The following is a 14,626-nucleotide window of genomic DNA, read 5'->3' as shown; positions in this document are numbered from 1 at the left end:
GTCAGTAGCTTCTCGGCAGGCCGAGCTTCCGCTCGGCGATGTAGTTCAGGATCATCTGCATCGAGACGGGCGCGATACGCGCGATCATGCTTTCGCGCATCAGCCGTTCGACGTGATACTCCTTGGCGTAGCCCATGCCGCCATGGGTCATCACCGCCTGGGTCGCAGCCTTGAAGCCGGCCTCGGCGCCCAGGTACTTGGCCGCGTTCGCCTCGCCGCCGCAGTCCTCGCCGCGGTCGTAGCGGTCGGCGGCCAGCATGCACATCATGTAGGCGGCTTCCAACTCGGCCCAGTTGACTGCCAGCGGATGCTGGATCGACTGGTTCATGCCGATCGGCCGGCCGAAGACGACGCGGTCCTTGGCGTATTCGGTGGCCCGCGCCAGCGCGTTCTGGCCGATGCCGACGGCCTCGATGCCGACCAGCACGCGCTCGGGATTGAGGCCGTGGAGCAGGTAGTAGAAGCCCTTGCCCTCCTCGCCGATCAGATCCTCCTTCGGAACCGGCAGGCCGTCGATGAAGACCGCGTTCGAATCCACCGATTTCCGGCCCATCTTCGGGATCACCCGCGCCTCAATGTAGTCGCGGTTGAAGTCGGTGTAGAACAGCGAGATGCCGTCGGTCGACTTCTTGCTGTTCTCCTTCGGCGTGGTCCGGGCCAGCAGCAGGATCTTGTCGGCCTCCTGCGCCGTCGAGGTCCACATCTTGCGGCCGTGGACCACGTAGTTGCCGTTGCCGTCCTTCTCCGCCCGGGTCTTGATCGAGGTCGTGTCGAGGCCGGCGTCGGGCTCGGTGACGCCGAAGCAGGTCTTCTGCTCGCCCTTGATCAGCGACGGCAGATGCGCGCGCTTCTGGTCCTCGTTGCCGGCGACGACCAGCGGATGCGGGCCGAAGATGTTGATATGGATGGCGGACGCCGCGCTCTGCGCGCCCGACGACTTCGCCACCGCATGCATCATGATCGCCGCCTCGGTGACGCCCAGGCCCGCGCCGCCATATTCCTCTGGCATGGCGATGCCCAGCCAGCCGCCGTCGGCCATGGCCTTGTGAAAGTCGTGCGGGAACTCGCCGGTGTCGTCGCGGTCCAGCCAGTAGGCGTCGTCGAAGCGTTCGCAGATCTTCGCGACGGCGTCGCGGATCGCTTCCTGCTCGTCGGTCAGTCGGAAATCCATTCGGTGCCTCCCCAGGTTCGAAGTGTGAGTCTAGCGCGCCGCGGCGCGAGAGAGAAAGACGAAGGGCGATCCTGCGGCCACGAGGACCACGGCGCCGACATAGAACAGCGCCGCGTGACCGCCCGCCGCGTCGTGAATGAAGCCGCCCAGCCAGGCGCCGAGACCGCCGCCGGCGCCGCCGAAAGCCAGGATCGCGCCATAGATGCGGCCGAAGGCCGGACCCTGGAAGGTGCGGCTGACGATGGAGGAGACCATGGGCCCGCGACTGCCCAGCGTCAGGCCGAGACAGACGGCCGAGCCATAGAGCACGAATTCGCTGAACATCTCCGGCAGGGCCAGGAAGCCGGCATAAGAAACCAGGGTGAGGCCGTAGGAGAACGTCGCCGCGCGCAGCATGCCCAGCCGGTCGGCGATGACGCCGAACGCCACCATGCCGACAGGCGCCAGCGCGCCGGCGACGCCATAGATCGACGCGGCCTCCAGCGCCGGCACGCCCAGCACCTGGAAATAGTCCACGAGCTGTGTGACGGCCACGTAGATGCCCATGCCGGTGATCCCGTAGATCCACGACAGCGCCCAGAACGGCCAGCCCCTCAGCGCCTCGCGGAGACTGCGGTAGTTCGGACGCTGCGGCCCCTCGCGCGGCGCGGCCGCGGCTGCGGCAATCTCGGGATGACCCGCCCGGAACCGTCCCCATGGCGCGAAAAGCGCGATCGGGACGATGACGGCGAGGCCTATCAGGGTCAGACCCCGATAGGCGCCCTGCCAGCCGAAGCTGTCGATCAGCAGCTGGGTGATGGGCGAGAACAGCAGCACGCCGATGCCCATGGAGGAATGCACCAGGCCGAGCGCGGTCGAACGGCTGCGGTCGAACCAGCGGCTGACCAGCGCCGCTTGGACGACCGTGCCGAGTAGCGCCGTCGCCGTGCCGACGGCGACCCCGTGGCCGAGATAGAAGCTCCAGAGGCCCCAGTCGGTGCTCGCCAGCATCAGGCCCCCGGCGGAACAGGCGATGCCGAGCAGATAGACCGGCCGCGCGCCGGCCCGGTCGAAGATGATTCCCGCCAGCGGCGCGCCGAGTCCCCAGCAGGTCATGGCGATGGCGTAGATCGCCGTGAGTTCGTCCCGGCTCCACGAATGGGAGAGGTCGAGCGGCCTCAGCATGACGACGAAGCTGTCGAACAGTCCCCGCCCTGTCATGCCGATGACGAAGCAGAAGAACAGCACCCCGGCGGCGTTCCAGCGGGCGCCGCGCGCGCTCAGGGAACCGGCGCCGCCCTTCGGCAGGGAATCCGCGCTCACGCGGCGAGAACGGGCGCGAGCGCCCGCAGCAGCGCCTTCGGCTGTTCGAACATCATCATGTGACCGCAGTCGTCCAGTTCGGTAACGGCGGCGCCGCCGATCATCGCCGCCGTCTTGCGGCCGGCCTTGAGCGGCGTCATCAGATCCTGCCGGCCGAGGACGACGGTCGCCGGACAGGCCACCGCCTCCGCCGCCTTCTCGCCGCCCTTGTAGGCGGAGCAGATGGCCAGGCACTTGTGCAGGACGCCGGGCCGGGCCTGTTCGATGACGCGCGTGTCGGCGCCCACCATCCACAGGCCGGGCACCTGGAAACCGCCGAAATGGGCGCGGGGGCCGTGCGCCCAGTCGTTCATCAGGCCGATGGCGAGCGGCAGGTCGTTCTTCGCTGCGTCGAGAAAGGCCTCGTTGACCGCGAGCGGATAGCAGAAGCCGAGCAGACCCAGCCCGGTGACCCGCTCCGGCCTCTGGCCCGCGGCCTCCATGGCGATCAGCGCCCCCATGGAGTGGCCGATCAGCCTGGCCTTCCCCACGCCGAGTTCGTCCAGAACCCGATGCAGCCAGCGTCCGCATTCCTCGACGCTGTCGGGCAGTTCGCCCTCGGATCGGCCGCAGCCCGGCAGGTCCAGGGCCAGCACCGAATGGCCGTGATGGGCGAGCCAGCGCGTCTGTAGCGCCCACGCCAGATGGTTCATGGCCGCGCCGTGGATCAGCACCACGACGTCGCCTTTCGGGTCGAAGTCCCTGCCGCCGGTGTGGGCGAAGACCTTGTTGCCGTCGATCGTGAATTCCATCGCCCCTACTCCGCCGCCGCCTTGAGCACGCGCTGGCTGGCGCGCAGGGCCGATTTCAGATCGTCGATCAGGTCGTCCGCATCTTCCAGCCCGACCGAGAGACGCACCAGATCCTCGCCGACGCCGGCCGCCTTCAGCGCCTCGGCGTCCATCTGCTGGTGGGTCGTCGATGCCGGGTGAATCACCAGCGACTTGGCGTCGCCGACATTGGCGAGATGGGAGAAGACCTTCAGGTTCTCGATGAACGCACGGCCGGCCTCGCGGCCGCCATTGACGCCGAAGCTGAAGATCGCGCCCGAACCTTCGGGCAGCAACGCTTTCGCGCGTTCGTGATCGGGATGGCTCTCCAGGTCTGGATAGGCGACCCAGCCGACCGCTTCGTGATCTTCCAGGAAGGCGGCCAGCCGGCGGGCGTTCTCGACATGGCGCGGCATGCGCACGTGAAGGGTTTCGACACCCTGCAGCAGGTAGAAGGCGTTCTGCGGCGACATACAGGCGCCGAAGTCGCGCAGGCCCTCGGCGCGGGCCCGCATGCACAGCGCCGCCGGCCCGTACTCCTCCCAGAAGTTCAGGCCCTGATAGCCCTCATAAGGTTCGGTGAGCGTTGGAAACTTGCCCGACGCCGCCCAGTCGAAGGTTCCGCCGTCGACCATGGCCCCGCCGATGGCGATGCCATGTCCGCCCAGGAACTTCGTCACCGAGTGCATGACGATGTCGGCGCCGTGCTCGACAGGCCGGAAGAGATGCGGCGTGGCGAATGTGTTGTCGATCATCAGCGGCAGGCCGTGGTCGTGCGCGATGCACGCCACCGCCGGAATGTCCATGATCTCGAGGCCCAGATTGCCCAGCGTCTCGCCGAACACCAGACGCGTCTCCGGCCGGATGGCCTTCGCGAAGCCCTCGGTGTCGCGGGGGTCCACGAAGGTGGCGGTGATGCCGAAGCGCGGCAGGGTGTGATGGAAGATGTTGTGGCTGCCGCCATAGATCGAGGCGGAACTGACGATGTGCCCGCCCTGGCCCATCAGCGTCGAGACCGCCAGGAACAGCGCCGCCTGTCCCGACGCCGTGCAGACCGCGCCGACGCCGCCTTCCAGCGCCGCCAGACGCTCCTCGAGGACCGCGACGGTGGGGTTGGATATCCGGGAATAGAGATGGCCCGGCGTCTCCATATTGAAGAGCGCCGCCGCGTGGTCGGTGTCGTCGAAGACGTAGGAGGTGGTCTGGTAGATCGGCACGGCGCGGGCGCCGGTGGCCGGGTCCGGGTGCTGGCCCGCGTGCAGGCCCAGCGTCGCCAGCTTCGGATATTTCGGTTTCATCGCATCTCCCCATGCCGTCGTGGCGGCGGGAAGATCGATACCAGTCTTGGGGAAGACGAAAAAGAAAAACCGCGCCCGGTGCCCGGGTCGCGGCCTTTCACGGAGATCTCCCTCGGGCTTCTTTTCCGCCCTTTGTGGTTAGCCATTCCCTGTCAAACTCGGCTCCGCGGGTGAATTAAGGCGGCTCGAAAATGGACCGTCAAGCATACCGCTCGACGTATTTCAACACGCCACAGTACTATCAAGTACTTGTCAGTAAGGAGCGAGTCGGGTTCGGCCGCTCCCTTTGGGGAGGGAGCTGGGAGCGGCCGAGTTCGACAGGGAGGGTGAGGAAGCTGTCTTGTCCTCGATACCCATCATGAGGGCGGGAAGTTAACCAAAGCTGAATCACGCTTGCATTTTTCCTCGAAAACGACCGCCAGTTGCACTATTCGGGACGCGTCCGTTGTCTGAACCGCATGAAACGGGTCAGGATCGGGATCCCGGACGCCGGCGCGCCACGAGCCGTCGGCATTGGAGGCGACGCAGGATCATGAACGATCACGCCGACCAGCAGACGAATCTCACCGCGCGGCTTCCGGCCGGCCCCCTGCGCCGCGTCCATGACTACTGGGCGGCGGGCGTGACGGACGGCCTGCTGCCCGGTCGGCAGGATCTCAGGCCCGAAGATCTGACCGACATACTGGGGCACCTGTTCCTGATCGATGCGCCGGAGGCAGGCCGATACCGCTACCGCCTGATCGGCACACGAGTGGCGGAATGGTCGGGCGGCGACGCCACGGGCAGGTATCTGGACGATCCGGTCTGCGGGGAAAGCCGCTTCCGGTTCATCGACCTGGTGCACGGCGTCGTGGAGACGCACCGTCCCGTGGCCACGCTCGGCGAACCGGCGATCTTCGGCGGCAGCGCGTTCCTGTTCGACCGCCTGATGCTGCCGCTGGCGGCCGACGGCAGGAATGTCGACATGATCCTGGGCGTCGCCGACATGAAGCCGGGGCCAACCGGCGGCGGGCGGCGGAGCCTCAGCGCTTGAATACCGAGTCGGCGGCGTTGAGCACTGACTTCTTCCGTTCGACGGCCGCTTCCAGGCGCGCGATCTCGGCATGCAGCGCCGCGATCCGTTCCTGAAGCTCCTCCACCGAGACGTCGTCGAGGTCCCGCGCGGCGAAGAAAGTGTCCCTGGCGCGTTCTTCATCGTCCGTCATGGTCAATCCTCACTTGCTCCCATGCGGCCACAACAATAGATCGAAAGAGCTTCGCGACCAAAAAGGGGAAGGCCATGGCCTCGTTGCCGGACGAAATGAATGCGATCGAGATCACGGGCCCTGGCGGGCCGGACGTGCTGAGGCAGGTTCGGCGGCCGGTGCCGCGGCCCGCCCATGACGAGGTGCTGATCCGGGTCGCGGCCGCGGGCGTCAACCGCCCCGACTGCATCCAGCGCGCCGGCGGCTATCCGCCGCCTCCCGGCGCCTCCGACCTGCCCGGCCTGGAGGTCGCAGGCGAAATCGTCGCCAGGGGCGCCGGCGTCAGCCAGTGGAAGGAGGGCGACCGGGTCATGGCCCTGGTTGCCGGCGGCGGTTATGCCGAATACTGCGCCGCGCCCGCGCCGCAGTGTCTGCCCGTGCCCGAAGGCTATGACATGGTGAAGGCCGCGGCGGTGCCGGAAACCTTCTTCACCGTCTGGACCAACGTCTTCGACCGCGGACGTCTGCAGGGCGGCGAAAGCTTCCTCGTTCACGGCGGCTCCAGCGGCATCGGCACCACGGCGATCCAGCTCGCGAAGCGCTTCGGCGCGCGCGTCTTCGCCACCGCCGGGTCGGCGGAGAAGTGCGATGCCTGCGTGAAACTGGGCGCGGAGCGGGCCATCAACTACCGCGAAGAGGACTTCGTGGAGGTGGTGAAGGAACTGACCGGCGGCGACGGCGTCAACCTGATCCTCGACATGGTCGGCGGCGACTATTTCCGCCGCAACGTCAAGGCCCTCGCCGTCGAGGGCCGGTTGGTCCAGATCGCCTTCCTCGACACCCCGAAGGTCGAGTTTGACTTCACGCCGATGATGCTGAAGCGCCTGACGCTGACCGGATCGACACTCCGTCCGCGGTCGGTTCAGCAGAAGGCGGAGATCGCCGAGGCGCTGGCCGAGCATGTGCTGCCGCTGCTGGCCTCCGGCGCGGTCGCGCCGGTGATCGACACCGTCCTGCCGCTCGCAGAGGCTGCGAAGGCCCATGAAAAAATGGAGGCGAGCACCCACATAGGAAAGATCATGCTTGAGGTCTGACAACTTGCGTGATCGCGCAGAAACGTATAATGCGCTTGACCAACTCCACTCAGCATCATCAGGAGACGACATTGGCATTGCCATTGATGCCGAAGGCCACAGCCGTATGGCTGGTTGACAACACGACCCTGAGCTTCAAGCAGATCGCGGAATTCTGCGGTATGCACACGCTTGAGGTGCAGGGCATCGCCGACGGCGAGGTCGCCCAGAACATCGTCGGGCTGGATCCGGTCGCCAACAGCCAGCTCACACGCGCGGAAATCGAGCGGTGCGAGCAGGACGAGAAGGCGACCCTGCAGCTGAAGGAAACGGCGCTGCCGCCGGAGCGCAAGACCCGCGGCGCGCGCTACACCCCGGTCTCCAAGCGCCAGGACCGCCCGGCTGCGATCGCCTGGATCCTGCGTCATCATCCTGAGCTCACGGACGCCCAGATCCAGCGACTGCTGGGGACCACCAAGGACACCATCAACAAGATCCGCGACCGGACCCACTGGAACATCCAGCAGATCAAGCCGACGGATCCGGTGAGCCTCGGCATCTGCACCCAGACCGAACTCGCCAAGGCGGTCGAGAAGGCCGTCGAGCGCCGCCGCAAGGCGCTGGCCGAGAGTGGCGAACCCGTCGAGGCCGAGGCCATAATCGACCCGCGCAACCGCCTGACGGCGGATGCGGCCGAAATGGCCGCCGCCTTCGGCCTGAACCGCGGCAAGGGCGACGACGAAGAGAAGGATGACGAAGAGGAGCCGACCGTCGACTCCGTCTTCGGCAGAAAGAGCTGAACCCATGGCCGACGAGGACGGCGACGGCACTCTCGACGCCCGCAATGCGATGGAGGAGAGCGTCGAGGCGGATTTCGCTCGCCTGAAATCCTTCCTCGCCCTCGGCTGGCGCAAGGATCCCCGCTACGTCCAGGCCCTGATCGACCGACTCACGGTCGAAGGACTGCTGGACGACGTCTCGCGCCCGAGACGCCGCGTCTACCGCGTCATCGTGGACTATTTCGAGGATGCGCTGGACGAGCGCGAGGACGCGGACCGGAACCGGGAACGCAAGCACGCCGGCCGGCGCAGCTATCTGCGGCGGATGCTGGGCGACGGCTGACCGCCAGCGGGCCGGTTCAGGGCTGGTCGAGCGGGCGGAAACGCGGCAGCGACCTGACCCGCCCGATCCAGCGCCGGATCGCCGGGTATCGTCCCATCTCAAAGCCGCCCTGATCGGCCACATGGGTGTAGGCGAACAAGGCTATGTCGGCGATCGTCGGTCCCTCGCCGACGAACCAGTCGCGGCTTTCCAGATGCCCCTCCATGATATCGAGCGCGCGATAACCCTCGCTTTCCCGGGCCGCCCATTGCCGCTTCCGCTCGTCGGTCACGGGCCCATGGCGCGACCAGGAGCGGAGCACGGCGACATAGGGTTCGTGGCTGTACTGTTCGAAGAACATCCACTTCAGAACCTCGGCACGCGCGCGCCTGTCGTCGGGCAGGAAGGCGGTCCCGTCGGCGAGGTAGAACAGGATCGCGCCCGATTCCCACAGATGGTCGCCATCGCCCAGGTCCAGCACCGGCACCTTGCCGTTCGGCGACCGGGCGAGGAACTCGGGCCGCCGGCTCTCCCCGGCATAGGTATCCACCTCGACGCGCTCGAACGGAATTTCCAGCCACGAGAGCAGCAGCCGGACCTTGTAGCCATTTCCGGAATCCAGGTTGTCGTAGAGCGTCAGCACGGTGTCCCTCCAGGCGCTTGCGGCGCTATCTGATCCCCGCCAGCCAGACACCCGCAACCGAGAAGTTCTAGGCAAGTCGCCAAGTTTCCCTCAACCGTCCCGGCGGCGGAATTGGCCCGGCAGGAATTGCCGCGGGGCCATGACCACCGCATGGACGAGAAAATTCCTCTCACTCAACATATTGAAAATACGTGCTATTTTTCATGGAGGGGCGTGGCATCGACCTTGCTGATGGATGTCCGACGATTTCCATTTTCGGACGATGAACATGCCAGCCGCTTCGGACATTCTCGCCTTCGACAGAAGCTACGCCGCCGACAGGGCCGCGGCGCGCGACGCCTACAGCAGGACGCGCGAGCGCGAAGAACCCCGCCCCGCCTTCGCCGACTCGCTCGACCGCGCCCGGCAGGACGACCGCCGGCCTGCCGAGCGCGCCGGCCGCCCGAACGATGCAGGCGCACCACCGAAGAACTCCGACGGTGCCGCCGGGACGCACGAACCGCCTCGCGCCGGTGACGTCGCCGACAAGGAGGCGACCGCTGAGAGCCGCGGCGAGGACGGCCAGGTTCCGGCCGCCCAGCCGGCCGAGAACGTCAAACAGACAGTCTCCGCCAGGGATACCGCCATCACCGCGTCCGCGGCGGCGGCCGGTCAGGGTACGGCGATCACCTCGGCAGGCGCTGCAGCCACGCCCGCGCAGTCGGGCGGCGGCGGTGGCGGCGGTGCATCCGCTTCCGGCGCGGCAGCCGCGCCGAACACCGCTGCGCAGGCGATCGCCGCAGCGGCTCAGAAGACCGTGCAGGGTGAGGCGCCCGCCTCGGCCCTGCCAGAGGGCGAACTGCCCGAGGCCGAACCGGACATCCTCGCCATCATCAAACCTCTCAATGGCAAGACGGGCCTGAAGCAGGCGACCTCGATCTCCGCGAACGTCGCGAAGAACGCCCTCGCCAACGCGGCCGCCGCGGCCTCGGCGTCGCCGAACCTGCAGGCGCTGCAATCGGGCACGGGCGGCGCCGGCGTCGGCACAGCCTCCCACTCCACCATCATCCAGGCCATGGACAGCCAGATGCCGCGCGGCTTCGCCTTCGCCGACCCGGCCGCGTTCCAGCAGACGGCGCCGCAGCCAGAACAGCCGATCCAGACGGCGCTGCCCCAACAGAGCGCACAGCCGACGGTTCAGAGCAGCCAGACGGCACAGACGTTCCAGGCTCACCTGCAGCCGCAGATGCCGCAGAACGCCGCCCAAGCGGCCCAGCAGCTCTCTGTCTCCATCGTGCGCGGTGCGCGCGAGGGCGCGGACAAGATCGACATCCAGCTTCACCCGGCCGAGCTCGGCCGGGTCGAGGTCAAGCTGGAACTGGGGCATGACGGCCGGATCATGGCCGTGGTCAGCGCCGAGCGCGCCGAGACGCTGGAACAGCTCCGCCGCGACGTGAACCAGCTCGAGAAGGCGCTGGCCGACGCCGGCTTCAACACCGACCGTGACAGCTTCACCTTCCAGGACCGCCGCGACCGTGAGGGCAGCGGGGAGAAAGGCGACGGACCGGCCGGCGAGAAGCCGGGCGAGCGGATCGTCCCCGACACCATCCTGACTTCCACCGGCCGCCAGAGCCTGTCGCTCGACGGGCTCGGCATCGACCTTTCAGTCTAGGAGCCGAATATGGATCTTTCCGCACTGGGTCTTCCCACCCTGCAGAACAACGCCAGCGGCGCCGCCGGGCGGAAGCTGTCGGAGGACTTCGACACCTTCCTCACCCTGCTGACCAGCCAGCTCAAGAACCAGGACCCTCTGGAACCGCTGAAGTCGGAGCAGTTCACGCAGCAGCTCGTCCAGTTCTCCCAGGTCGAGCAGCAGATCGCCACCAACGACAATCTCGAATCCCTGGTTTCGCTGTCGCTGGCCAATCAGCACGGGGCCCTGGTCGACTATATCGGCAAGTCCGTCGAAGGCGTCAGCGACCGCGCGCGGCTGACCGATGGCGCCGCCACCTGGCGCTACGAACTGGACGAGGAAGCCGAGAACGTCTCGATCCTGATCTCCAACAGCCAGAACCGCCCGATCCGCGCCGTCCAGGCCAGCGGAGAAGCGGGGCTGAACAGCTTCGACTGGGACGGCCGGGACGACCTCGGCAACACCATGCCCGACGGCGTCTACCGGATCTCGATCTCGGCCGTCGATGGCGAAGGCTCGAAGATCCCCGCCACCATCCGCGCCGGCGGCATCGTCGACGGCGTCGAAGTCGTCAACGGCGTCGCACAGCTGACCGTCAACGGCGCCATCCTGCCCCTGTCGGATGTCACCGCCGTCTCCGCGGTGACCAGCGAAGACTAGACCGAGACGACAACCCATTCGTCGCCGAAGTAGGTCGGCGGCACGTCCAGGGCACAATGCCGGACGCATTCGTGAAATGAGGCCACGCAGATGAGTATCCTTGGAGCCATGTTCTCCGGCGTCTCCGGGCTCAACGCCCAGAGCCAGGCGATGAGTTCCATCGCCAACAACATCGCCAACGTCAACACCGTGGGCTTCAAGTCCACGCGGGCTGCCTTCACCACCCTGGTGGGCCAGGCCGGCACCGCCAGCCGCGGCTTCAACGCCGGCGGCGTGCAGGCCCAGCCAATCAATCTCAACAACTCCCAGGGCCTGTTGCAGCAGAGCACGTCCGCGACGGACATCGCCATCAGCGGCAACGGCTTCTTTGTCGTCAACACGACGCCCGACGACGCCACCGGCGAGTTCCTGTTCACCCGCGCGGGGCAGTTCAGCCCCGACCAGAACGGCAATCTGCGCAACTCGGCGGGTCACTACCTGCGCGGCTGGCCGATCGACGCCAACGGCGACATCCCCACCAACCGCACGGTGCTGGACGTCACGCAGACCGTGAACGTCAACTCCATCACCGGCAGCGCCACCGCGACCGACGCGATCTCCCTCCAGGCCAACCTGCAGTCGACGCAGACGGTGAACGCCGGCATCGGCGCCTACGCCGCCGGCGACATGGCCGCGGGCACCTTCGATCCGGACTTCGAGACCACGCTGCAGCTGTTCGACAGCCAGGGCGGCACACGCAGCCTGACGATCGGGTTCCTCAAGTCGGCGACGGCGAACCAGTGGCTGACCGAAATCTATGTCGAGCCCGCCGCACAGGTCGACGCCGCAACCCATCCGAACGGCCTGATTTCGTCGGGCACCATGGCCTTCAACACCGACGGCACGCTGGATCTGACCAACACCAGCGCGGCGCTGCAGAACCTGAACATCACCTGGGACGCCAGCCTGGGCGTCAACAACTCCACGGTGGCGGTCGACTTCGGCAGCGACGGCGCCACGGACGGGATGACCCAGTTCAACGGCATCTCCCAGATCATCTCCAACAGCATCAACGGCGCCGTCTTCGGCTCCCTGACCGGCGTGGAGATCGACGAGAACGGAATCGTCACCGCCTTCTTCGACAACGGCACCCGCCAGAAGGCGTTCCAGCTTCCGCTCGCCACCTTCACGAACAATTCGGGCCTGAGCTCGGTCAACGGCAACGCCTTCCAGCAGAACAACGACTCCGGCAATTTCAGCCTCAACGTGGCCGGTGTCGGCGGCGCGGGCTTCATTGCTCCCTCCTCGCTGGAATCCTCGACCGTCGACCTGGCCGAGGAGTTCACCAACATGATCCAGACCCAGCGCGCCTTCTCGGCCAACGGCAAGATCATCACCTCCGTCGACGAGATGCTGGAGGAACTGGTCAGGCTGAAGCGCTGACGGCGACGGACCGGGAACCGCCCGGTCCGTTAACCATCTGATTTAGAGGAATGTTAAAGGCAGCGCGGTAGCTTTCCCTGGTCGGAACAAGAGAGGAAGCCGAAAAATGCCGGATAGCCCCCGTCCAAAGGCAAGCGTCATTGGTCCGGACGGAACGCCGCTGACGGTCGACGACCTGCCCAGCCCGAATACGCGCCGATGGGTGGCGCGCAGAAAGGCCGAGGTCGTCGCCGCGGTTCGCGGCGGCCTGCTGACCCTCGAGGAGGCCTGCCAGCGCTATACGCTGTCGGTGGAGGAGTTTCTTTCCTGGCAGCGCGCCGTCGAACGCCATGGCGTCCGCGGCCTCAGGACCACCCGTCTCCAGGATTACCGCGCCTCCGCGGCCGCGGGCGATTGATACTGTCTGATTGATCCATAGATACCCGGCGCGCGCGCAGAACGCCGCCCCCCGGACTCCAGACCGGAAAAATATTCCCATCACCCGGCAAAACCTGCCCAGCGTTAACCGCTGATTTACGACGGCTCCCCTATCGTCGGCTGCGTCGCCCCCTGGCGAAGACCGCAATTGACCCGAAGACGGAGCCGGCCTTGCCCGACATCATCAAGAATCTGGGACTGACCCGACTGGTTCTCATCGCCGGCGTCACCCTGTCCGTCATCGTCTTCTTCGTCTTCCTGGCGAGCCGCGTCGCCAAGCCCGACATGGCGCTGCTCTACAAGGAACTGGAGCCGGCGGACGCGGCGAACATCGTCGCCATGCTGGAATCGCGGGAGATCCCCTACGAAATCCGCGGCAATGGCGGCGAGATCTACGTGCCCCGCGATCAGGTCGCCCGCCAGCGCATGGCCGCCGCCGAGGAGGGCCTGCCGCTCGGCGGCTCCGTGGGCTACGAGATCTTCGACAAGACCGACTCGCTGGGTACCACGAACTTCGTGCAGAACGTCAATCTGCTGCGCGCACTGGAAGGCGAGCTCTCGCGCACGATCGGTTCCCTCGACCGCGTCGACGCGGCGCGCGTCCATCTGGTGCTGCCCAAGCGCGAGGTCTTCCAGCGCGAGGATCGCCAACCCAGCGCGTCCATCGTCCTGAAGATGCGCGGCAATCTCGGCCGTGACCGTGTCTCCGCGATCCAGAACCTTGTCGCCGCCGCAGTGCCCAACCTCGATCCGGGCCGCGTCTCGGTGGTCGACAGCCGCGGCAATCTGCTTTCGCGCTCTCTGGACGGCGGCGAAGACCCGCTGAGCGCGCCCAGCGCGCTGCAGGAACTGCGCCTCGGCCATGAGCGCCGCATCAAGCACGCCGTCGAATCCCTGCTCGAACAGACCGTCGGCGCCGGCCGCGTGCGCGCCGAGGTCGCCGTCGAGATCCAGCACGACCGCGTCACCACCCAGAGCGAGACCTACGATCCCGACGGCCAGGTCGTGCGCTCGACCCAGCTCCGCGAGGAGACCTCGAGCACCAATGAAGGCAATGCCCAGGACGCCGTAACCGTGGCCACCAACCTGCCCGGACAGGACATCGGCGCCGGCGCGACCGAGCAAACCTCGAACAAGGAATCGGTGACCGAGGAGACGACGAACTTCGAGATTTCCCAGCAGATCCGCACCGAGGTGCGGGAAGCCGGCGTGATCGAACGCCTCTCGGTCGCCGTGCTGGTCGACGGCAACTACCGCACCGACACCGAGGGCAACCGCACCTATGAGCCGCGCACGGAGGACGAACTGGAAGAACTCGGCCGGCTGGTCCGTTCCGCCGTCGGCTACAACGAAGAGCGCGGTGATACCGTCGAGATCTCCAACCTTCGCTTCGCCGATGTCGATGCTGTCTTCGAGGAACCCGTCGCGGAGGAATTCGAGGTCGCCGGACTCGGCAAGGCGGAGCTGATCCGCATCGGCGAAACCGCCGCGCTGGGTCTGATCGCCCTGCTGGTCATGCTGCTGGTCGTCCGCCCGATGCTGAGCCGCATCCTGGCCACCGGCAACATGGACGCCGCCGACGACTCGCTCGCGCTGGCCGGCGCCAGCGGCAACATCAACGCGGCGCTGGCCGCCGCCGGCCGCCAGGCCGAAGGCAACCTGTCCCTGCCGCCGCCCAGCGGCCAGGGCGGCGACGGCGGCATGCCCGCCCTGCCGGCGGCCGAGCAGCGGCCGCCCTCACCGACCATCGATCTCAGCCACGTCGAGGGCCGGGTGAAGGAATCGTCGCTGAAGAAGATCGCCGAGATCGTCGAAAAGCACCCCGAAGAGGCCGTCGCGATCCTGCGCAACTGGCTCTACCAGGACCGTTGAGG

General features: G+C 67.0%; 15 protein-coding genes. 9 read left to right on the top strand and 6 right to left on the bottom strand.

The annotated features are described in order from the left end of the window. Position 1: 1 nt before the first annotated feature. The 4 genes from TEF_09275 to TEF_09260 are packed head-to-tail and all read right to left on the bottom strand — an operon-like array spanning position 2 to position 4,580. Positions 2-1,171, bottom strand: a complete 1,170-nt coding sequence (locus TEF_09275; GenBank protein ID ANK80964.1) for an acyl-CoA dehydrogenase — start codon at positions 1,169-1,171, stop codon at positions 2-4. Positions 1,172-1,201: 30 nt separating this feature from the next. Beyond that, complete coding sequence (locus tag TEF_09270; protein ANK80963.1) at positions 1,202-2,473, bottom strand: hypothetical protein; 1,272 nt, start codon at positions 2,471-2,473, stop codon at positions 1,202-1,204. Further along, on the bottom strand, positions 2,470-3,264 hold the full coding sequence (locus tag TEF_09265; GenBank protein ANK80962.1) for a hypothetical protein: 795 nt from the start codon (positions 3,262-3,264) through the stop codon (positions 2,470-2,472). Before TEF_09265 ends, TEF_09270 begins: the two co-directional genes overlap by 4 nt. 5 nt (positions 3,265-3,269) lie before the next feature. Continuing rightward, positions 3,270-4,580 carry an O-acetylhomoserine aminocarboxypropyltransferase gene (locus TEF_09260; GenBank protein ANK80961.1) on the bottom strand — a complete coding sequence of 437 codons (1,311 nt, stop codon included), beginning with the start codon at positions 4,578-4,580 and terminating at the stop codon, positions 3,270-3,272. A 532-nt stretch (positions 4,581-5,112) separates the two neighbouring features. Here TEF_09260 and TEF_09255 point away from each other — a divergent pair. Next, positions 5,113-5,613 (top strand): hypothetical protein, encoded by a 501-nt coding sequence (locus tag TEF_09255; protein ID ANK80960.1) that lies wholly within the window; start codon positions 5,113-5,115, stop codon positions 5,611-5,613. Here TEF_09255 and TEF_09250 read toward each other — a convergent pair. Continuing rightward, entirely contained in the window at positions 5,603-5,791 is a 189-nt protein-coding gene (locus tag TEF_09250) for a hypothetical protein (protein ANK80959.1), read from the bottom strand. The two genes, TEF_09255 and TEF_09250, sit on opposite strands and share 11 nt — an antisense overlap. Positions 5,792-5,868: 77 nt before the next feature. Between TEF_09250 and TEF_09245 the strand changes: the two genes are divergently transcribed. From TEF_09245 to TEF_09235, 3 genes are all read left to right on the top strand, one after another. Further along, positions 5,869-6,858 carry an NAD(P)H-quinone oxidoreductase gene (locus TEF_09245; protein ID ANK83386.1) on the top strand — a complete coding sequence of 330 codons (990 nt, stop codon included), beginning with the start codon at positions 5,869-5,871 and terminating at the stop codon, positions 6,856-6,858. 71 nt (positions 6,859-6,929) lie between these two features. Then, the gene (locus TEF_09240; protein ANK80958.1) at positions 6,930-7,637 is read left to right on the top strand and encodes a cytoplasmic protein; all 708 of its coding nucleotides are present in this window, start codon (positions 6,930-6,932) and stop codon (positions 7,635-7,637) included. A 4-nt stretch (positions 7,638-7,641) separates the two neighbouring features. Further along, positions 7,642-7,959, top strand: coding sequence for a hypothetical protein (locus TEF_09235; GenBank protein ID ANK80957.1), 318 nt, complete (start codon positions 7,642-7,644; stop codon positions 7,957-7,959). A 16-nt stretch (positions 7,960-7,975) separates the two neighbouring features. Here TEF_09235 and TEF_09230 read toward each other — a convergent pair whose 3' ends face one another. Next, the gene (locus TEF_09230; protein ID ANK80956.1) at positions 7,976-8,581 is read right to left on the bottom strand and encodes a glutathione S-transferase; all 606 of its coding nucleotides are present in this window, start codon (positions 8,579-8,581) and stop codon (positions 7,976-7,978) included. Between the two features lie 235 nt (positions 8,582-8,816). Here TEF_09230 and TEF_09225 point away from each other — a divergent pair, with 235 nt between their 5' ends. The 5 genes from TEF_09225 to TEF_09205 all read left to right on the top strand — a co-directional run bounded on the left by TEF_09225 (position 8,817) and on the right by TEF_09205 (position 14,624). Continuing rightward, positions 8,817-10,232 carry a hypothetical protein gene (locus tag TEF_09225; protein ANK80955.1) on the top strand — a complete coding sequence of 472 codons (1,416 nt, stop codon included), beginning with the start codon at positions 8,817-8,819 and terminating at the stop codon, positions 10,230-10,232. Between the two features lie 9 nt (positions 10,233-10,241). Beyond that, positions 10,242-10,913 (top strand): hypothetical protein, encoded by a 672-nt coding sequence (locus tag TEF_09220; protein ID ANK80954.1) that lies wholly within the window; start codon positions 10,242-10,244, stop codon positions 10,911-10,913. A 90-nt stretch (positions 10,914-11,003) separates the two neighbouring features. Further along, on the top strand, positions 11,004-12,335 hold the full coding sequence (locus TEF_09215; protein ANK80953.1) for a hypothetical protein: 1,332 nt from the start codon (positions 11,004-11,006) through the stop codon (positions 12,333-12,335). A gap of 106 nt (positions 12,336-12,441) precedes the next feature. After that, positions 12,442-12,732, top strand: a complete 291-nt coding sequence (locus tag TEF_09210) for a hypothetical protein (GenBank protein ANK80952.1) — start codon at positions 12,442-12,444, stop codon at positions 12,730-12,732. Positions 12,733-12,923: 191 nt separating this feature from the next. Beyond that, a complete protein-coding gene (locus tag TEF_09205; protein ANK80951.1) occupies positions 12,924-14,624 on the top strand; it encodes a flagellar M-ring protein FliF in 1,701 nt (566 codons plus the stop codon). Positions 14,625-14,626 lie beyond the last annotated feature (2 nt).

Source organism: Rhizobiales bacterium NRL2, from assembly GCA_001664005.1.
Lineage (GTDB): Bacteria > Pseudomonadota > Alphaproteobacteria > Minwuiales > Minwuiaceae > Minwuia.
The sequence above is the reverse complement of the archived record's forward strand: the minus strand, read 5'-3'. Positions and strand labels throughout refer to the sequence as shown.

Coding starts and splice junctions, on each gene's coding strand:
- TEF_09275 (ANK80964.1), bottom strand. CDS start 1,171: ATGGATTTCCGACTGACCGACGAGCAGGAAGCGATCCGCGACGCCGTC.
- TEF_09265 (ANK80962.1), bottom strand. CDS start 3,264: ATGGAATTCACGATCGACGGCAACAAGGTCTTCGCCCACACCGGCGGC.
- TEF_09260 (ANK80961.1), bottom strand. CDS start 4,580: ATGAAACCGAAATATCCGAAGCTGGCGACGCTGGGCCTGCACGCGGGC.
- TEF_09255 (ANK80960.1), top strand. CDS start 5,113: ATGAACGATCACGCCGACCAGCAGACGAATCTCACCGCGCGGCTTCCG.
- TEF_09235 (ANK80957.1), top strand. CDS start 7,642: ATGGCCGACGAGGACGGCGACGGCACTCTCGACGCCCGCAATGCGATG.
- TEF_09225 (ANK80955.1), top strand. CDS start 8,817: ATGTCCGACGATTTCCATTTTCGGACGATGAACATGCCAGCCGCTTCG.
- TEF_09220 (ANK80954.1), top strand. CDS start 10,242: ATGGATCTTTCCGCACTGGGTCTTCCCACCCTGCAGAACAACGCCAGC.
- TEF_09215 (ANK80953.1), top strand. CDS start 11,004: ATGAGTATCCTTGGAGCCATGTTCTCCGGCGTCTCCGGGCTCAACGCC.
- TEF_09210 (ANK80952.1), top strand. CDS start 12,442: ATGCCGGATAGCCCCCGTCCAAAGGCAAGCGTCATTGGTCCGGACGGA.